This window comes from Psychrobacter fulvigenes (assembly GCF_904846155.1).
GTDB classification, from domain to species: Bacteria; Pseudomonadota; Gammaproteobacteria; order Pseudomonadales; family Moraxellaceae; genus Psychrobacter; species Psychrobacter fulvigenes.
This window is the reverse complement of the sequence record NZ_CAJGZP010000001.1, coordinates 2,763,079-2,782,422: the sequence shown is the minus strand read 5'-3', so window position 1 is coordinate 2,782,422 and position 19,344 is coordinate 2,763,079. Positions and strand designations below refer to the sequence as shown.

General features: G+C 44.3%; 14 protein-coding genes and 4 tRNA genes. 10 read left to right on the top strand and 8 right to left on the bottom strand.

The genetic code is table 11. The annotated features are described in order from the left end of the window. Positions 1-21: 21 nt before the first annotated feature. From JMX03_RS11790 to JMX03_RS11765, 6 genes are all read right to left on the bottom strand, one after another. On the bottom strand, positions 22-909 hold the full coding sequence (locus JMX03_RS11790) for an ABC transporter permease (protein ID WP_201596925.1): 888 nt from the start codon (positions 907-909) through the stop codon (positions 22-24). Positions 910-964: 55 nt separating this feature from the next. After that, positions 965-1,903 (bottom strand): ABC transporter permease, encoded by a 939-nt coding sequence (locus JMX03_RS11785; protein WP_265090478.1) that lies wholly within the window; start codon positions 1,901-1,903, stop codon positions 965-967. Between the two features lies 1 nt (position 1,904). Then, positions 1,905-3,530, bottom strand: a complete 1,626-nt coding sequence (locus JMX03_RS11780; protein WP_201596923.1) for an ABC transporter substrate-binding protein — start codon at positions 3,528-3,530, stop codon at positions 1,905-1,907. Positions 3,531-3,625: 95 nt separating this feature from the next. After that, complete coding sequence (nikR, locus tag JMX03_RS11775) at positions 3,626-4,039, bottom strand: nickel-responsive transcriptional regulator NikR (RefSeq protein ID WP_201596921.1); 414 nt, start codon at positions 4,037-4,039, stop codon at positions 3,626-3,628. 345 nt (positions 4,040-4,384) lie between these two features. Continuing rightward, a complete protein-coding gene (polA, locus tag JMX03_RS11770) occupies positions 4,385-7,339 on the bottom strand; it encodes a DNA polymerase I (protein WP_201596919.1) in 2,955 nt (984 codons plus the stop codon). Between the two features lie 342 nt (positions 7,340-7,681). Then, positions 7,682-8,095: an organic hydroperoxide resistance protein gene (locus tag JMX03_RS11765; protein WP_201573948.1), complete on the bottom strand. Its 414-nt coding sequence runs from the start codon at positions 8,093-8,095 to the stop codon at positions 7,682-7,684. A gap of 451 nt (positions 8,096-8,546) precedes the next feature. Between JMX03_RS11765 and JMX03_RS11760 the strand changes: the two genes are divergently transcribed. The 9 genes from JMX03_RS11760 (at position 8,547) to tuf (ending at position 17,101) form a co-directional block, all read left to right on the top strand. Further along, a complete protein-coding gene (locus tag JMX03_RS11760; protein ID WP_201596917.1) occupies positions 8,547-10,157 on the top strand; it encodes a peptide chain release factor 3 in 1,611 nt (536 codons plus the stop codon). 221 nt (positions 10,158-10,378) lie between these two features. After that, positions 10,379-11,239: an RsiV family protein gene (locus JMX03_RS11755; protein WP_201596915.1), complete on the top strand. Its 861-nt coding sequence runs from the start codon at positions 10,379-10,381 to the stop codon at positions 11,237-11,239. Between the two features lie 275 nt (positions 11,240-11,514). Beyond that, the gene (locus JMX03_RS11750) at positions 11,515-12,723 is read left to right on the top strand and encodes an FHA domain-containing protein (RefSeq protein ID WP_201596913.1); all 1,209 of its coding nucleotides are present in this window, start codon (positions 11,515-11,517) and stop codon (positions 12,721-12,723) included. A gap of 500 nt (positions 12,724-13,223) precedes the next feature. Then, entirely contained in the window at positions 13,224-14,720 is a 1,497-nt protein-coding gene (locus tag JMX03_RS11745) for an anthranilate synthase component I family protein (protein WP_201596911.1), read from the top strand. 181 nt (positions 14,721-14,901) lie between these two features. Then, a tRNA-Thr gene (locus tag JMX03_RS11740) sits at positions 14,902-14,977 on the top strand. Between the two features lie 67 nt (positions 14,978-15,044). Beyond that, a tRNA-Tyr gene (locus JMX03_RS11735) sits at positions 15,045-15,128 on the top strand. A gap of 99 nt (positions 15,129-15,227) precedes the next feature. Then, positions 15,228-15,301 (top strand) — tRNA-Gly (locus JMX03_RS11730). A 121-nt stretch (positions 15,302-15,422) separates the two neighbouring features. Next, positions 15,423-15,497 (top strand) — tRNA-Thr (locus JMX03_RS11725). A gap of 413 nt (positions 15,498-15,910) precedes the next feature. Next, the gene (tuf, locus tag JMX03_RS11720) at positions 15,911-17,101 is read left to right on the top strand and encodes an elongation factor Tu (protein WP_201573650.1); all 1,191 of its coding nucleotides are present in this window, start codon (positions 15,911-15,913) and stop codon (positions 17,099-17,101) included. 191 nt (positions 17,102-17,292) lie between these two features. Here the strand turns inward: tuf and JMX03_RS11715 are convergent, their stop codons facing one another. After that, positions 17,293-18,240, bottom strand: coding sequence for an IS256 family transposase, variant Zn-binding type (locus JMX03_RS11715; RefSeq protein WP_455233747.1), 948 nt, complete (start codon positions 18,238-18,240; stop codon positions 17,293-17,295). Between the two features lie 122 nt (positions 18,241-18,362). Here JMX03_RS11715 and rimI point away from each other — a divergent pair, with 122 nt between their 5' ends. Beyond that, a complete protein-coding gene (gene rimI / locus JMX03_RS11710) occupies positions 18,363-18,866 on the top strand; it encodes a ribosomal protein S18-alanine N-acetyltransferase (RefSeq protein WP_201596910.1) in 504 nt (167 codons plus the stop codon). Positions 18,867-18,883: 17 nt separating this feature from the next. On the opposite strand, the gene JMX03_RS11705 is transcribed toward rimI, so the two are convergent. Beyond that, complete coding sequence (locus JMX03_RS11705; RefSeq protein WP_201596909.1) at positions 18,884-19,333, bottom strand: MerR family transcriptional regulator; 450 nt, start codon at positions 19,331-19,333, stop codon at positions 18,884-18,886. Positions 19,334-19,344 lie beyond the last annotated feature (11 nt).

Genomic DNA, 19,344 nt, shown 5'->3' with positions numbered 1-19,344 from the left:
TTCTCTCTTTTTTTAGTGGTTTTACTGATTCGCTTGGGTAGGGTCAATGAGTTTTCTTATATTCTCGCCAATAGTCTCAAATGTGCGCACCACGATAAGCAAGGACACTCCGGGGAAAAAGGCTAACCACCAAAGACCAGAGGATAAATATTTCATCGACTCTGATAAAATAATACCGATCGCCGGTTCATGAGGCGATAAGCCTAATCCTAAAAACGTCACGGACGCTTCGTGTAAGATAACGTGCGGGAACATGAGCATAAACCCCACTAAAAGCTGCGGGATGAGATGCGGGAATATATGATTAGTCGCAATCCACCACCGCGATTTGCCCATTTGCTGCGAGACTTGAACATAGTCAGCAGAGCGTATTTGCATGACTTCGGCTCTAATCACCCGTGCCAGACTTGGCCAGTGCGTCAGCATCAAACCAACCACGATGCCTTTAAAACCGCCGCCTAGCATAAATGAGATAAGGATGAGCGTCACCAAATGAGGCACACTCAAAAACAGGTCAATAACCCACGTAATCACGCGATCAGTCATACGGCCCATTGTTGCGGCTGCCATACCTAGCACGAGTGCTATAAAAGCGCTGCCTACCGCACCCAACAATCCCACTCCGATACTTAGCTTCAAACCCTTAATCGTGCGTGCAAACATATCTCGGCCCAGCCAATCTGTGCCAAAGAGATGCTCGAGTGAAGGGGACAGGTTACGCTGCGTTAAATTTGTCGCAATTCTGCCTTCATCTATAAAAATGCCACCGAGTATGACACTGGTAAGAAATAAACTGGCGAGTATAATAATCAGCAGCGTTCGTTGTCTGAGGTTGAGTCCAAACCGCTTATTGTTCTTATTGACCATGCTACTTGAGCTGCTTTGTGTATTGGGGCTACTTGGCATCATATCATTCTACTTTCCCTCGTCCTCGGATCGACGAAGTAGTAAATCAGATTGGCAATTAAATTGCCTGCAAAGACAAAGATGTGCTAAATAAAACGATGCCTAATAACAGTGGCACGTCTCCCCGTAAACCTGCGTCTATCGTTGCTTTGCCAAGTCCTGGATAAGAAAACACTTGCTCGGCAAGAATAGCGCCGCCAAACAACTCACTAAACGCAGCGAACTGTAGGGTAACTGCGGGTAAAGCAATATTGCGTAGGCCATGCCTCCAAAACAAAGAAAAACCTTTTTCACCGCGAGCCCTTGCAAATAAGACGTAGTCGCTTGATAGAACCTCAATGAGCTTTTGACGGGTATGCAGTGCCACGTTCGCAACCCCGAGGATACTGAGCGTCAATGCCGGAAGCACAAGGTGTTTTACTCGATCTAAAAACACCACATCCTCCGCTAAAACTCCTGCTGGCACTCCTAAACCGATCGGAAACCAGCCAAGCCATACCGCAAAAATAATAAGCACGAGCAGCCCCATCCAAAAAGTAGGGGTGGAGGCTAGGGTATAGCAGTACCACTGAATAGCGCGATCAATCCATGTGCCTTGTTTCATGGCGGCAACCACACCAAGCACAAAGCCCATCACCCCAGATAACGTCCACGCAACAATCATGAGTGCCAGTGAACTCATAAAGCGTTCACCTATAATCTCACTAACGGGGCGACGATGAATCATGGAGGTGCCCAAATCCCCTTGCAGTACAGCAGAAGCCCAATTGGCATACTGCACTAAAACAGGTTCATTCAGTCCCCAATACTCCGCTATCCGTTCACGCTGTTCAGGTCCTACATTTAACATATCCGCGCCAATGTAAGCTTGCACGGGATCTATGGGAGAGTTTTTCATTAAAATAAAGGAAATAAAGCTAATGGCAATCAGCAATGACGCCATTCTTAGGCCTTTAAACATAAAAAAGCGTGCCGTTTCTCCCTTATTTTTATGCACCTTAGTTAGCCCATTTCCAATCTACGATATTGTCAGTCGCAGGCCAACCGTGTCCATGGACATGGATTCTTTGCTTACCAATATCGAGATTGTCTTTCATCAAATACAAGTGATCAACGTTCACAAGCCAAGCCCAAGCCGCGTCACCTTTGCCGCTCAAACCAGTCGTCCCGTCCCATTGCGCTTTTTTCCAATACTCAAGCGCTTCCTTTTCACTCTTTGCTTGCAGCGCTTGTTCAAAATATTTATCTACGGTTTTATTGCTGTAATAGCCCGTATTGTTGTAATCAATGCCCGCGTTTTCACTGCCATAAATATTGACCATCTCATGTGGATTATGGCTGCCCCAGCCCATCAACACGGCGTCAGAATGCATTTTTTTGCCAATGATATCCCAGCTGCCGCCTTTGATATTGATCTGAATGCCCAAGGGCTTCATCATATCGGCAACGGCAATGGCAAGTGACTGTCTGATGACGTCATTTGCTAAGTAATGCAGGGTAAATTCGGCTTTTAGTCCATTCTTTTCAAGCACGCCGTCGCCATTGGTATCTTCCCAGCCTGCATCGGCTAGTATCTTACGAGCGCCATCCATGTCGGCATCATCAATCACAGTTTCTGGATTCCACCATGGCAGACCATCGACCGAGGTATAAGCGGGTGAACCATAGCCTTCTAACACCCCTTCAATTAACGCTTCACGGTCTACTGCAATATCGATAGCATGACGAATCGCTGGGTCAGCGGTGACGTCGTTACCAATAGCCAAACCCTCTTTGGTCACTGCACCGGACTTAACATAAGGAAACGCAATGCCGCGGTTATCCACTGTTTTCACGGCTTCAAGTTTCATGCCAGCAACTTCTTTATTACTAAAAGCGGCGGGAAGATAAGTGATATCAACAGTTCCTGTTTGCGCTGCTGCAAAGGCGGCGTCTTCGCTTAAAAACACAAACGTTAACTTTTTAAAATGAGGCTGATCTTCATAGTACTCAGGATTGGCTTCTACAATAAGTTGTTGCCCTTTATCCCACTGCACTAATTGAAAAGGCCCTGACCCTAAAGGGTTGGCAGCATAATTGTCATCATAAGCATGCTCTGGCACAATCCCTGTCGCAACCAAACTGTTAACAAATGTTGATTGTACGTTCTTTAATGTGAACTGAACCGTTGTCTCGTCAAGCGCTTCCACTTTTTCTAGGATGTTTAAATCCACCACTGACGCACTTTGCAAAGCTTTTTCAAAGGTAAACTTAACGTCTTCAGCCGTTAACCGCTCACCATCGGCAAATTTAACGTCGTCACGTAACATTACCGTCCAGACTTTACCATCCGCGCTTACTGCATAATCTGTCGCCAGATCACCCACAATATTGAGGTCATCATCTCTTTTAAGTAAGGTACTCTGAAATAATGGTGATCCATAGCGTCCCCATCCTGTAATCGGATCAAACCCTGCTTCTGGCTCTGATGCAAACGCTAAGACCAGCTCGTTTTTTGTCTCTTGAGCTGCTGCATTATCTCCAGCATTGTTTTCAGCTGTATTGTTCGTCGGTGATGAACATCCTGTTATTAACACTATGAACAACGCTAATAACCCAATCACTCCAATAGACTTTCTATCCATGGGTGTATGCCCCTTCTTAAAATAAAATGGTATTTAAAAAATGCTCATTATCCAACTGACTTATTCGACTACCTTATTCGAAAAGCAACTTCAAATTATTCAGCAGGTGCGAGTGAAAAATTGCCATGACTCACACCCTTTAGCGTGGTTAACGCATGGCTAAGCTTTTGCACCGCTTTGACTTTACCTTTTACCACGATGATCTCAAGACAGTTTGCTTCACTGATATGAAAATGCGTGGTCGCTAGGATCAAATCATGATGTTCATGTTGAATTCTAGTCATCTCCTCAACCAGTTTTCGCTGATCGTGATTGTAGAACAACAAAATACTGCCAGCGATTATTTGTTCACTGTCTTCATAGATGTGTTGCATAATGGATTCGCGTACTAAATCGCGGAATGCTTCAGAGCGGTTACTATAGCCCTTTAGAGCAACTAACCTATCAAACTTCTTGAGTAAGCCTTCCTCCATAGAGACGCCGAATCTTTTTAAATTTGAATCCTGCATAAACACGCTTCCTATCTGGCTATTACTTAGATAGTAACACGTTAGTTAAAAAACGTGTCACGCGGTAGCCTAAAAAAAGCGTCACATACAAATATGACGCGATGACGCTTTAAATCTATTATGAAAATGAATTCCCTACAATAGGTAGGTATTTTTTATTATACAGTCTTCCTACCTATTTCCCAACTTTTTTTTAGAATAAGGAGTTCTCGTAGTGGGATGAGTACTTATAATATCTTCGGCTATAAGCAAGTAGGGTGCGCCCAGCGCACCGATAAGATAAATATCTCTCAAAACGGGTGCGCTGGGCGCACCCTAAGCCAAAAATCTAAACTAAATCAGCGTTTAATGCGCCTCATCCCAATTTTTCCCAAAACCAATCTCAATCAGTAGCGGCACAGCAAAGTCAACTTCCCAGCCTTTATCAGCAGCAGTTACTGTCAGGATGTCTTGCATCGCGTTAGTAATCAGCTTGGCAATGTCATCAGCCTTATCTGTATCTACCTCAAACACCAGCTCATCATGGACTTGTAGCAGCATTTTTGCGTCAGCTTTCGGTAGTACTTTATCGACGGCAATCATGGCAAGTTTGATTAGATCGGCGGCCGAACCTTGTAGTGGTGCGTTGATCGCAGCACGCTCAGCGCCTTGTTGAACCATACGATTGCTGTGGCTAATATCAGGTGTGTAGAGCTTGCGACCTAATATGGTTTCGACATAGCCTTTTTCATGAGCGCTGGCGCGAGTATTGATCATATAGTCTTTGACCCCAGGATAACGATCAAAGTACATATCGATATAGTCTTGCGCTTCACCGCGACTCATCTGCAACTGCTTGGCAAGACCAAAGGCGCTCATGCCGTAGAGTAGGCCAAAGTTAATGGCTTTGGCATTGCGGCGCTCAGTTGGAGTGACATCAGCGACATCTTTGCCAAGTACCTCAGCAGCGGTGGCGGCATGAATATCTAGCCCGTCGTTAAAAGCACGTGTTAAGTTTTTATCGCCTGAGAAGTGCGCCATCAGTCGCAATTCAATTTGCGAGTAATCCGCTGCCAAGATGACGCGGCCTTCTGGTGCGATAAAGGCTTGGCGGATCAGACGCCCAGTGGCGGTACGGATAGGGATGTTTTGTAAGTTAGGATCTGTCGATGACAGTCTGCCAGTACTGGTCAGCGCTTGATGATAGCTGGTGTGCACACGGTCAGTTTCGCTATCTGCCACATTATCAAGTGCATCGGTATAGGTGCTTTTTAGCTTAGAAAGCCCGCGATACTCCAAGGTAATATCGACCAAAGGGTGGTCGACTTTTGAGAGTACGGCTTCACCAGTTGAGTATTGACCAGACTTGGTTTTTTTACCACCAGGGACGCCAAGCTTCTCAAACAGCATCTCGCCAAGCTGTTTCGGTGAGCCTAAGTTAAACTCTTCTCCAGCCACTTCATAAGCGCGTTTTTCAAGCGCAATGATTTCTTCATCAAAGCGTTTTGACAGCTCATTTAAGAATGAGCGCTTAATCAAAATACCATGCGCTTCCATTTGGCAGAGGATTTCGGCAGTTGGAATCTCCAACTCATGCAGCAGTCTAAAATTAGTGTCGTCATCCGCAAGCTTGTCACGGAAGATGTCAAATAGCTGATAGGTAATGTCGGCATCTTCACAAGCGTAGTCGCTAGCGATATCGATGGCTACTTTGTCAAAGCTAACTTGTTTGGCGCCTTTGCCAGCGACATCCTCGAAACTGATGGTCTGGGTTTGTAAGTAATACCGTGCTAGTTCATCCATGCTATGACGAGTCACTGCGGCATTAATCACGTAGCTTGCGAGCATGGTATCCATCGCCCAATTGTTAGGACGCTCATGTATCGCGCCGACTAGGTCGATATCATACAGACTGAGGATATGGGCATCGTATTTGAGATGTTGACCTATTTTGCCAACTTTTGGATTTTCTAGGATGGGTTTGAGCTTGGCAAGTACTGTGTCGCGGTCAAGCTGCTTTGCGCTCAGCTCATCGTCCTCTAGGCTATGAGCTAACGGCACATAATAAGCTTCATGCGCTTGCACGGCAAAAGACAAGCCAACAAGCTCGGCCTGACGCCAATAAATGCTGGTCGTTTCGGTATCAATGACAAAATGCGGCGCGGCTTCCAATTGGGCAATCAAGCTATCAAAAGCGGGCATGTCGAGGATGGTATGCCACGCTTTATCATGACTTTTACTGTCTTTGATATTATCAATTTTGGTCGATTGCAAAGATTTAGCGACTTGCGCTTGTGATTCAGCATCCGCTTGACTATCTGCGACACTTTGTGAGCCGTTCGCTGGATGGTTAGGATGATCCAGAGAGGCCAGCTCGTTCTTAAATTCAAGCTCAGTGTACAGCGCGCGGAGCTTATCTATATGAGCGCAAGGGTCGGTATTGATTTTTAAGTCGTCCCAATCTTGTCCAATCTCTAAGTCTGTGACGATGGTTGCTAGTTGAGCATTGAACGGAATGGTATCCGCATGCTCGATTAAGCCTTTTGCACCGCGGCCTTTTATATAGCCAATGTTCTTTAGCATATTATCGATACTGCCGTACTCATTAAGCAGATCTTTGGCGGTCTTTTTGCCGATACCAGGTACGCCTTTGATGCCGTCAGATGAATCGCCCATTAGTGTCAAAAAGTCAATCATTTGGCTCGGGTTGATACCATACTTATCAACCACCGCTTGGCTATCAACGATTTTACCCGTGAAGCTGTCTTCCAATATCACACAATCATTGACCAGCTGCATCATGTCTTTGTCACCAGTCGAGATGACCACATGATGGCCTTGCTCGACCGCGCGATAGGCAAGCGTACCGATGATATCATCGGCTTCTGCGCCTTCTATACGCAATAAAGGAATACCTAGCGCCGCTACCAAATGGTGAATATAAGGAATTTGCTCTATCAGCTCAACATCCATGGGCGGACGCGCTGCTTTGTAATCAGAGGACATGGCATGACGGAAAGTCGGCGACTTGGTATCAAAACAAACGGCCATATGGGTTGGATGGTAACGGCGCATCACTTTGAGCAGCGCATTGAGCGTGCCACGGATGGCGTTGGTGGTCAGCCCTTGAGTGTTTGTCATGGTCTTGGGTAGCGCATGATAGGTACGAAACAGGTAATAAGATCCATCCACTAAGATGAAAGGCGGCTGATCCTTGTCCACGTGGCTGGTATCCATCGTTGCCACATTAGGCATGGTATTAAAATTTGGCAGCGCATTGGGATTAATAGGCGAGTGCGAGTTGTGGTCATTATCAGTCATAGAGGTCACTTATCTGGTAGCAAATATTAGTAAAGTAATAATAGTATTGTTATGAAGTATATAAAAATAATATGCGCGATTATTCAATGTTTATGCCATACATGGCTTAAAATCACACAATTGAGCTAAATATAAGAAAGCTTAAATTAAGAGAAGAGGTGCCCTTATTATAACGATAAAATCCGTCCTTGCCGAACTGATGACCAATTGATAAACAGCGATGATGGGCACGACCAAAATACGAGTAATAAAAAGGAGAATCCAGCGCTTGCTAGATTCTCCTTTATAACACTGGGTGCGATTGGCTATTCTAATCGCCAATTAATGACCAGCTGCTTTTCATTACTTTACTTCAGAGGTTACTTCGACGTCGATGTTGCCACGCGTCGCTTTCGAGTACGGGCAAACCTGATGTGCCTTATCGACAAGCTTTTGAAACTCATCAGCAGATAGATCCGTATTCTTACCAATCACATGAATTTTTGCCGCCAGCTTGTAATCATGTCCTTCGCCCTGCATGAGGTCCACTTCTACTTCAGTCGTTGAGTCGAATTTGGCTTTTTCCATTTGTTTGACCGCGCCCAGTGCACCATCAAAACAGGCGCTATAACCCATCGCAAATAGTTGTTCTGGATTGTTGCCTTCTTTGCCAGAACCTGGTGGCACCATATTGATGCTCAGGTCGCTATCAGCTAAGCTCGCTGAACCTGCACGGCCACCAGTAGTAGTACCTTTAGTAGAATATAAAGTTTTCATAATATGTCCTTATTTATAAATTTTTACAAGTGATCGATTGATCATTTTTATATATAACTATCTGTCTATGCTTTAAATGATGCTGTGTATGACAAAGCCTCATCGAGTTGCTTATTTAGCATAACAGATTATAAGCCTGAAACTATATGGGGCGAGTAAGAGTGTGCTATGGATTTGTAAGTACGATTTATCCTGTTTAAGAGGCCGATTATCATGACTGCAGGCTAGCTAATGAGATGGCTGTTAACTTTTAAGAGACTAAAATACTAAGGTGTTACTTGTCTAGATATTTAAGCCTTATTTTGAAAAGAGTGTTCCTTAGTAGATGACTAAAGCGTGTTTTTGCTCTCTAACTCTGCACCTTTACGCTAAATCCGCTACAATACGCGCACTATTTATTCTATTTATTTAGATTGATTTCTCAATCACACAACCGTTGAAGCCCAAAATTATGAGCGTAGATTCAAAAACATTGAACAAAGAAGTTGCCAAACGTCGCACCTTCGCCATCATCTCGCATCCTGATGCTGGTAAAACCACCATGACCGAAAAGCTACTGCTATGGGGTCAAGCCATTCAGGTGGTAGGCGAAGTCAAAGGTCGCAAAACCGATCGCCATGCGACTTCCGATTGGATGAGCATGGAGCAAGAGCGTGGGATTTCAATCACTACCTCGGTCATGCAGTTTCCATATCAAGATCATATCGTCAACTTACTAGACACCCCAGGTCACGCTGACTTCAGTGAGGACACCTATCGCACATTGACAGCAGTAGACAGTGCGCTGATGATGGTCGACGGGGCAAAAGGCGTTGAAGAACGTACCATCAAGTTGATGGAAGTGTGCCGGATGCGTGATACACCGATTATATCTTTTGTAAACAAGCTGGATCGCCAAATTCGAGAGCCACTTGAGCTGCTCAGTGAAATCGAAGACGTACTGAAGATTAAGTGTATTCCAGTCACTTGGCCGATCGGTATGGGACAGGATTTCGTTGGGGTCTATCACCTTGCAGAAGACAAAACCTACCTGTATGAAAAAGGCCACGGTGGCGAGATTACTGTCGCCGAGACTCGTGAAGGCTATGACTATCCTGATATACGTGAGCGCTTAGGTAAGCTGATGTTTGATGCTTTTGAAGAGTCGCTTGAGCTGGTGCAAATGGCGTTAGAGGACTTCACGGTCGAAGAGTTTTTAGCGGGCGAGATGACGCCAGTATTATTTGGTACAGCACTGGGTAACTTCGGTGTCAACATGGTACTAGATACTTTAGTTAAATATTCACCGCCACCAAAAGCGCATCCTACCCATGAGCGTGAAGTTGCAGCGACTGAAACCAGCTTTAGCGGTTTTGTTTTCAAAATTCAGGCCAACATGGATCCACGCCACCGTGACCGTATTGCATTTTTACGCGTCTGCTCAGGTAAATACGAAAAGGGCATGAAAATGAAGCATGTGCGTCTGGGGAAAGACGTACGCATTGCCGATGCGTTGACCTTTTTGGCAGGTGACCGTGAAGCCTTAGAAGAAGCTTATCCAGGGGATATCATTGGTTTGCACAATCACGGCACTATCTCTATTGGGGATAGCTTCACTGAAGGCGAAGATCTGAACTTTACAGGTATTCCGCACTTCGCGCCTGAGCTGTTCCGCCGTGTGGTATTACGAGATCCCCTGAAGTCAAAAGCCTTACAAAAAGGCCTGCAGCAATTGAGTGAAGAGGGTGCTACCCAAGTATTTATGCCGCAGATTAATAATGACCTTATCCTAGGTGCAGTAGGGGTACTACAGTTTGAAGTGGTCGCCCATCGACTCAAAGAAGAGTACAAAGTACAGTGTACCTTTGAGCCTGTCTCTATCGCCACGGTACGCTGGATTCATTGCGATGACGAGGCAGTGCTAGCGAAGTTTAAGAAGAAAGCCCATGATCAGTTATCAATCGATGGTGGTGGCTATCTGACTTATCTTGCACCTAGCCGTGTGAACTTGCAACTGATGCAAGAGCGCTATCCAGAAGTGACCTTTAGTAATACCCGTGAGAGTAATACCCGCGAGCAGTAAACGACTTATAGTCAAGCCACTATATTGAACAGGGTCATCAAATCATCTTTATAAATTTAAAAAGACACGCTCGACGTGTCTTTTTTATTGTCTAAAACTTTATAAAAAAACAGCTTATAAAAAACAGTTGATAAGAAAAACAGTGTTTCAACAATATAACGCAACAGTTACGGTAGAATACATAGGAGAACTTATCCGTTTAATAATAAGGACGTACGGCCATGACTCAGTCACCAAGCTTAGATATATTAGGTTTTCACTTAGCAGACCTGCAGCAGCGCCTGCATATACCGACTGTGTCTATTGGTACGGCAATGCTTGGGGTAGCTTTGCTTAGTGCAACCACCCTCACGGCTCATGCCAGTACTCTCATTAATGCCACAGACTATCTGCAGTATGAGCTTCCGCAAGAGATACAGGAGCGCTGTGACGCGCGCCAAAACTGTCCAGATATCGAAGTACAGTATCTTAATAGCAATCACGATTGGATGAATACACTCACCAATGCTCGTATCGATGAGATAGTGGTGAACAGCAAGCCAACTGAGTCGGCTCCCGTTAGCGTTGACCACAAAAACAGTGTCAAAACAGCGCTAGATGAGTTTGCAGCCTCTCAGTTCAACGATCTGCCAGATGACAGCGTGTTCGTTTATAGTTTGATGGTAAAGCCTAGCTATTTAGGTCATGTCGATGACTATGAACTGTTTGAGATAGACTCTTATGTCTTTACCGGTGGCGCTCATGGCATGCCTTACAGCGAATACTTGATATTCGATCAAAACACGAAAAGACAAATACAGCTAGAGCAAATCCTGCGCTATGGTGTGAAAGCTCGTTTTAAAGCAGTTGCTTATGATGCCTATGCAGAGTGGGTAAAAACAGTTGCCGAAGATCCTAGCAGCTATGAGAAAAGCTGGCCGTTTACTCTCAGTGATGATGTTACATTGACTGACAAAGGGATTAATCTGCGCTATCAGCATTATGCCATTAGCCCTTACGCTTACGGCATGCCAGTGTTAAGCATTCCCTATGATAAATTACATGGCATTATTAAACCGCAGTTTTTCCCTATATCAAAGTAATAGCCTGAAGCAGACAAAGTAACAGTATAGGTAAGTGTTTTGGTTTGGCAGCGATTCGCTGTTTATACGAATGATACGATAAAACAGCAGTAATAATCTTAACTTTTAAGGTAAAGCTGCTAAGATAAAAAGCATTAAATAGTGTGGGCGATATGATAGACAGCCTGAAAAAAAGCCGCCAATAACAATATTATAAGTTGAAGTAGGCCAGCACTGTTTTACAAAGTTATAGTAATCGTAGCTTAAAATATTTATGGATAATAAGGAGCAGTAGCATGACAAATAACTCAGAAGATGTCGTAGCAAAATCAACGACTTGGCAGCTCAACGCCTTAACAGAAGCGCTTGGCGATCTAACTTTGACCGTCAGTGACAGCCTCACAGTCGGACGAGGTAGTGATAACAATGTGGTACTAGGTAGTAAGCAGGTATCGCGTAATCATGCTCTGCTAAGCGTATTAAATGGCAATTTATACCTCAAAGACTTAGGGTCATCCAATGGTACTTTTATTAATGATGAGCGTCTCGAAGGCAATAAGTCCAAGCAGCTAAAAACTGATGATAAGGTTGGATTTGCAAGCTTTAGCTTTGTGGTCAGTAAGCCTGTAGCTGCTACTGAGACTCAGCAGCCAGCGCCTATCGTATCAGATGAGACAATGCCTGAGGTAGAGCCTGCTACTGAGATAGCACCTGCTGCGGAATCTGATACCGCTGCTCAACCAACAGAAGTAGCTGATGTTGTGGTTGACGAGTCGCAAGTAGCGCTCAAGCCTACTGCTCCTATAGATGTTGAGCCAGTGGTACAAGAGCCTGTTTCTCCAGAGCCTGTGGTTAAAAAAACAGTAGTAGAAGAAATCCTACCAACTGATGATAGTTTAGAGACCACGCCTATTGTAGATGAGGTCAAAGCAGAGCCAGTCGGCAATGCTCATGCGGATAAGCCAATGGTTGAAGAACCAGTTTCTCCAGATCCTGTTGTTGAAAAATCAGCTGTTGAAGAACCAGTAGTTAAAGAAACTGGGATTGAAGAAGTGTTGGCTGATAAGCGCGATACGACTCCTGTCGAAACAGAGCCAGCTGCTGCCGCAAGTACCACGACCGAGCAAGCAGTTGTGACGCCTGAAGCCAGCATTGAGAAGAGTGTAGACGAAGAGTTGGTGACTGAGAAAGCCAGTACTGAGCAGCCTACAATCAGCCCAGAGCAAGATAAAACCACCACAACGACCCTACAAGAAGAGGCGGATCCTGATGTGTTGCGTGCCAAGCAAGCAGCGACAGCACAGTTTTCGGGCACGGCAAATCTAGGACAGCCTCGGGATATTGGTACCGAAGGTAATAATGCTCTAGATCAAGCCCTCAACAACCCTGCTACTAATGCTGGGCAGCCACAGAAAAAATCAAGTGGCAGCTGGTTTGTTTGGGTGTTTGCGATTATTATCATTATTGCTTTGGCGTTATGGTTATTTAACACAGGCTCTGTCTAAAACAGTCTCATTTAACGTTGAAGTGACTTTTTGATAAGTGATCTTTTGATAAGTGGCTTTACTGTACATGACTGAGTCATCCTAATTATTTATAATGCTTGCTGGCTTTGATATACTGGCAAGCATTTTTATTCCACTCTTAACTATTTGACTTTGTTGTCGTAGACTATAGTCGGAGTACTTTTAAACCGCTACGGTGTTACCCGCCCTAGATGTACTCAGTGTACTATCTGCGGTCGGTCGCCTTGTAGCGATTTTAAAATTCCTTGACTATAGGTTTTGAACCAGCACTTTGAAAAGGCTCAAAACATAGCCTGTAGCCGACAATTATTTAATACGCTACTCATAAGTTATTATTAATATCAAAGCAATGACCTAAACACAGTTGATTCATCGATTGAGTACTTTCAATATTTGAGATATTGACGGTCGTTATTGCCTTGTCCTTTCTGTTTTTTCACAGTTTTTGTGCCCATATTGTTCTAAGAGACGCCTTAATTATGATGACTTTTGAAGAATACAAAGCCTTTAAAGCCCAAGGCTTTAGCCACGCACCTCTTATTAAAAAACGCCTGATGGATGCTCAGACCCCAGTGTCTGTATTTTCAAAGGTACGTGATTTGAGTGGTTCGGCCTATTTGTTTGAGTCAGTGGTAGGCGGTGAGCGCTGGGCTCGATATTCAATGATTGGTCTCGGCAGTGATCTTATTTTGCAGTATGCAGATGGCAATATGACCACCAAAAAAGACAATCATATTGATACCAATCCCGTTGAGGATCCTTTTGACTACATTCGTCAACTGATGGCTGAATACAAGATGCCAACAGCTGCAGACATCAAGTCTTTGCCCAGCTTTAGCGGCGGCTTGGTTGGCTACTTTGGTTATGACATGGTGCGGGTGATTGAGCCCAGTGTCGGACTATCTGATGCGCCAAATACTATGTCACTACCCGATATGTGGCTGATGCTGTCGATGAGCGTCATTGTCTTTGATAGACTAGAAAACACCTTATCTATCATCGTGTATGCCGATTGTCATACTGAAGACGGCTATGGAGCTGCTATCCGCGAGCTGGAAAAAATAGAAGACAAGCTCGCTGAGATGCCAGATTTAAGCGCACCGATCATGCCGACGCCAAAGTTCAAATCGCAAACAGGTGAAGAGAAATACTGTAGCGACGTCAATAAAATTAAAGACTACATCTTAGCAGGGGATGTGATGCAGGTAGTTCCTGCCCAGCGCTTGACTGCTGACTATACAGGCGATTCACTGGCTGTCTATCGCGCATTGCGGTTTTTAAATCCATCGCCGTATCTGTTTTTGGTTCATGGCTATACCTTAGATGACCACAAGCGTTTTGATATCATAGGTGCGTCGCCTGAAATCTTATCGCGTATTGAAGATGGAAAAGTAACCGTGCGCCCACTCGCTGGCACGCGTAAGCGTGGACGTGATGAAGCAGAAGACTTAGCGCTTGAGAAAGAACTACTCGCAGATAAAAAAGAAATCGCTGAGCATCTTATGCTGATTGATTTAGGGCGTAATGACATTGGCCGTGTCTGTGAATATGGTAGCGTAAAAGTCACCGAAAAGATGTTTATTGAGCGCTATTCTCAGGTGATGCATATCGCCTCTAACGTCGAAGGTACTGTCTTAGCGGATAAAGATGCGCTTGATGTTTTTTGTGCCACTTTTCCAGCAGGTACCTTATCTGGTGCGCCCAAAATCCGAGCCATGCAAATCATCGATGAGGTTGAGCCAGTGCGCCGTACCGTGTTTGGTGGCTCAGTAGGGTATCTAGGCTGGCATGGTAATATGGATACCGCCATCGCCATTCGTACGGCTGTGATGCGCCGCGGTAAGATACATATCCAAGCAGGTGCTGGGGTGGTTGCTGATTCGGTGCCAGAAGCTGAGTGGGAAGAAACCAACAAAAAAGCATTAGCATTGGTCAAAGCCGTAAAAATGGCCTGTGATGGCTTGCGTATTCGCTAAGCACTCGATCAAAAAAATTCAAAACATGACAACAATGAGATAAAGTGTTGTTTATCAGATAAAAAAATGGCAATATAATCAAGTGTCTAGGTTTTTTTATTGAAATAGACTCGAAAAAACCAAAAAAGGGCTTGCGTCTGTCAAAATATTTGATAGAATAGCCACCACTTTGAAGAGATAAGCCGACTTAGCTCAGTTGGTAGAGCAACTGACTTGTAATCAGTAGGTCGCCAGTTCGATCCCGGCAGTCGGCACCATTTCTTTCGAAGTCGCTTTTTATGAATTTGCTTTATATTAAAGTCAACTTTGTTCAAAGCACCCTTAGGTGGGATTGGGGAGCGGTCAAACCCAACAGACTGTAAATCTGTCGCGAAAGCTTCGAAGGTTCGAATCCTTCTCCCACCACCATATATTTTAAGTTTGTTATAGCGCCAAGCATACTCTGACTACAGAGCTAATCTTTATAAAAGATATTTTTTATAAGAGACACCCTGCGCAAGAGTTATTGCGGGTGTGGTATAATGGTAACACCTTAGCCTTCCAAGCTAATGACGCGGGTTCGATTCCCGCCACCCGCTCCATATATGTGGCATCGACTGCAAAGCATTATTGAATAATTAAATAACTCATCACGACAACCAATTATTATATGTTGTTTCGTGATATTTTTTTTAGTAAAGCCTACGGGTTTGTGTAAAATACGCTCATATAGCTCAGCGGTAGAGCACTCCCTTGGTAAGGGAGAGGTCTTGAGTTCAATTCTCAATATGAGCTCCATTTATTGTTCAAGTTTGTGTTGTTCAGGTGTGATATAAACGCTGTGCTAAAAAGTTAGCGGCACCAGATTGATAACAGCCCTCTTGGATAACGATATAGAGTTTTGGCCGATATTGAATAACATAACGCTAACTCGGCAAGTAATGACTCAAAGGTAACACCGAGGTGTTGCCTTTTAGTGCTGTCAGTTTGTTAATTAGTTATTATATGCTTATTAAACATATAAAATATTTTAACAGATGAGTTGATTGAAAAAAGACAGTAACGCACCATATAGATTAATCTAACAGACGATATTTAGTAGTTTCACCCTAGCGTCAACGGTTTGATGGTTTTAATTCTGTCATAAGCCGTCAAACAGCTATTTACCAATCTTTGATAATTGAAGATTAACCAATAAAGAGGAAAACCCCATGGCAAAGGCCAAGTTTGAACGCAACAAGCCACACGTCAACGTCGGCACCATCGGACACGTTGACCATGGTAAAACAACCCTAACAGCCGCTATCGCAACCGTAGCAGCCATCACCTCTGGCGGCGAAGCCAAAGACTACGCAGCCATCGACAGCGCCCCAGAAGAAAAAGCGCGTGGCATCACCATCAACACCTCACACGTAGAATATGACACCGAAACCCGTCACTACGCCCACGTTGATTGCCCAGGTCACGCCGACTATGTTAAAAACATGATCACTGGTGCTGCCCAAATGGACGGCGCAATCTTAGTCGTATCAGCGACTGACGGCCCAATGCCACAAACCCGTGAGCACATCCTGCTATCACGTCAGGTTGGCGTACCGTACATCATCGTATTCATGAACAAATGCGACCTAGTTGACGACGAAGAGCTACTAGAGCTCGTAGAAATGGAAGTTCGCGAACTTCTTAACGACTACGACTTCCCAGGTGACGACACCCCAATCGTAAAAGGCTCAGCCACCCAAGCCCTAAAAGGCGACGAAGGCAAATACGGCCAACCAGCTGTTGTAGAGTTATTAGGTATCCTAGACACCTACATCCCAGAGCCAGAGCGTGACGTCGACAAAGCATTCCTAATGCCAATCGAAGACGTATTCTCAATCTCAGGTCGTGGTACCGTTGTTACCGGCCGTGTTGAATCAGGTATCGTCCGCGTTGGCGACGAAATCGAAATCGTCGGTATTCGTGACACCCAAAAAACCACCTGTACTGGTGTAGAGATGTTCCGTAAACTGCTAGACGAAGGTCGTGCAGGCGAAAACTGTGGCGTACTACTACGTGGTACCAAGCGTGAAGACGTACAACGTGGCCAAGTACTAGCGAAGCCAGGTTCAATCACCCCGCACACCAAATTTGACGCAGAAGTATACGTACTGTCAAAAGAAGAAGGTGGTCGTCATACTCCGTTCCTAAACGGCTATCGTCCACAGTTCTACTTCCGTACCACTGACGTAACTGGCGCAATCCAATTACAAGACGGTACAGAAATGGTTATGCCTGGTGACAACGTTGAGATGGGCGTAGAGCTTATCCACCCAATCGCTATGGACAAAGGCCTACGCTTCGCTATTCGTGAAGGCGGCCGTACTGTAGGTGCTGGTGTTGTTGCTAACGTACTTAGCTAAGTTTAACCAAGTCAGAGTAATCTGACAGAGGTTATGTAGCGAAACAAAAGCCATCCTTGATTAAGGGTGGCTTTTTTTATGCAGGTGGGTAGGGGTAAATGCTATAAGTGAATAACGATTAACATTTACGGTGTAATGGACAAAATTCATGCTAAAAAGTAGAAGGTAGTCGCTAATGGACATAATTCATGCTATTTGCGTGACTTTGAGAGTAAAAAGTCTTTAATAAACCGTAACTTACGGTGCTCATTTAAGCCATGATGACTGTGTAATTGCCGCTTGAGCTTACTAAATAAACCTTCAAGCGTATTGGTTGTATTTGGTATATCTAAGTGCTCATATTCTTGATAAGTAAACAACCAATCACTGTTGGTTCGCAGGCTACGATAAGCACTTCTAAGACGCTTATGCGTGTACCAAGTTCTACCCGTATCCTCATTGGTACTACGTTCACTGAGATAGGCTTCGTAAGTCAGGTACCAGTGATCTAAGCACTTTATGAACGCGGCTTTATCAAGCTGTGTTAGGGTCAAAGTAAGCTGCCTAAGCTCAATGCTAGCGATATTCTTAGGGCGACGAGTCAGGTAGCGAGTCACTATTTGTATCTGATGAAACTGGCACATCTGACAAGGAGTACTGGTAAATAGCGTTCTAAGTCCTCGTCTACCATCACAGGTGATGCTTTGTATATCAATGCCTAGCACCTTTAAGTAATCAACCCCTTGCTTATAGGCACTATTGGTTTCATGACTGACTATAGCGTAATGGAGAACCATTCTAGTGGCGTTGTCCATAAATACCATGAGACCAAACCCACGGCCAAAATAGGTCGTGTCCATGATGATATTAGCACGCTTAGGTCGTTTGATTTGGTACTCAATACTCACTTTGTCTAAGCGTCTTTGAATGGTTTTAAGACTACAGTGGTACTTGTCAGCCAGTTGTTTATACGTCTGTTTCCCTTGCGTATATTCAGTCCAAAGCATTTGGTTATTGAGTCTTGTGCCCCCTAAAAACTGCCGTTTGCAAGATAGGCATTGGTACTGTTGTTTGCCTAGTTTGCGTCCATTCTTTTTAGTGTGTTTATCACTACAAAAAGGGCAGTTTTTTGATTCATAGCGTTGATTCCTTGCAAATATAGACAGTATATAGCGTTAGACCCTACACCAGCATGAATTTTGTCCATTACACCACATTTACGATAAAATAAGGCGCTATTGAACCTAATTGTGCTTGAATAAGAATAATAAAAGGAAAAGCTGTGTTCACTATCGAAAAGCTACCAACCAAACCATCAGAGCTAGAACAAACGATTCAAGCAGTAGCGACTATCGAAGATATTGTTCAGCCGCAAGATGCGTGGACTTATCAGACGTTGATTGAATTACTTGAGCAAGATAGTATTAATATGCTTGTTGTTTATGCTCAACAGCATGAAGAAAAGGCTTTCAACAATAAGATGATTGGCTACTGTTTGTATCAAGTGGTCTTTGAGCAAGCAGAAATCTTGCGTATTGGTACTCACCCTGACTATCAACGCCAAGGGGTTGCCTCACAGCTTTTTACTGTATTGAATAAGCAGTTGCAAGCTTGCAAGGTTGAGACTTTATTATTAGAGGTGCGGGCAGATAATGACCCTGCAATCGCGTTATATGAGCAGCATGGGTTTACCGTTATTCATCGGCGCTCAGGATATTATCAGCAGCCGCGGCAACCAGCGATTGATGCGTTAATCATGCAAAAATTGTATAGCAGTCGTTTATGAGCAACTTATGGTTGAGACTAAATATTGCTTTCCTTGTTATTAAGCGAATCGTTATTAAGCGAATTGGCGCTAAGAGTGTCGGTGTTGTCTGCTTTTAAGGCTTCTAGCATGTGTATGCGGTCAGTCAGCATCTGTACCATGAGATTGATATTGGCTTGCTGTTTTTTGACTTGCTCTAGCTTTTGCTGCGTGAAGCATAACTGCTCATCAAGACCGATCTTGCCTGTGTAATAGTCATTGAAACCGTCTTTGATTTCATTGAGAGTGAAACCGACGATTTGCGCGCTTTTAATCAGTTTGATACGCTCAATACATTCAGGATGATACTCGGTATAAAAACGAGACCCTGCTTGGCGTTTGCGTGAGCGCAGTAGCCCTAATTGGTCATAATGACGAACGGTATCCTTGGTAGTATTGGCCTGCTTTGCTAGCGCGCCAATCAACAAAAACGAGGTGTCAGCGGTCATAATATAATCTC

Excerpts from the sequence above, each read along its gene's own strand:
- JMX03_RS11750 (WP_201596913.1), top strand. The coding sequence starts at position 11,515 with ATGACAAATAACTCAGAAGATGTCGTAGCAAAATCAACGACTTGGCAG.
- JMX03_RS11790 (WP_201596925.1), bottom strand. The coding sequence starts at position 909 with ATGATGCCAAGTAGCCCCAATACACAAAGCAGCTCAAGTAGCATGGTC.
- JMX03_RS11755 (WP_201596915.1), top strand. The coding sequence starts at position 10,379 with ATGACTCAGTCACCAAGCTTAGATATATTAGGTTTTCACTTAGCAGAC.
- JMX03_RS11780 (WP_201596923.1), bottom strand. The coding sequence starts at position 3,530 with ATGGATAGAAAGTCTATTGGAGTGATTGGGTTATTAGCGTTGTTCATA.
- JMX03_RS11745 (WP_201596911.1), top strand. The coding sequence starts at position 13,224 with ATGATGACTTTTGAAGAATACAAAGCCTTTAAAGCCCAAGGCTTTAGC.
- JMX03_RS11705 (WP_201596909.1), bottom strand. The coding sequence starts at position 19,333 with ATGACCGCTGACACCTCGTTTTTGTTGATTGGCGCGCTAGCAAAGCAG.
- polA (WP_201596919.1), bottom strand. The coding sequence starts at position 7,339 with ATGACTGATAATGACCACAACTCGCACTCGCCTATTAATCCCAATGCG.
- nikR (WP_201596921.1), bottom strand. The coding sequence starts at position 4,039 with ATGCAGGATTCAAATTTAAAAAGATTCGGCGTCTCTATGGAGGAAGGC.
- JMX03_RS11760 (WP_201596917.1), top strand. The coding sequence starts at position 8,547 with ATGAGCGTAGATTCAAAAACATTGAACAAAGAAGTTGCCAAACGTCGC.
- JMX03_RS11765 (WP_201573948.1), bottom strand. The coding sequence starts at position 8,095 with ATGAAAACTTTATATTCTACTAAAGGTACTACTACTGGTGGCCGTGCA.
- tuf (WP_201573650.1), top strand. The coding sequence starts at position 15,911 with ATGGCAAAGGCCAAGTTTGAACGCAACAAGCCACACGTCAACGTCGGC.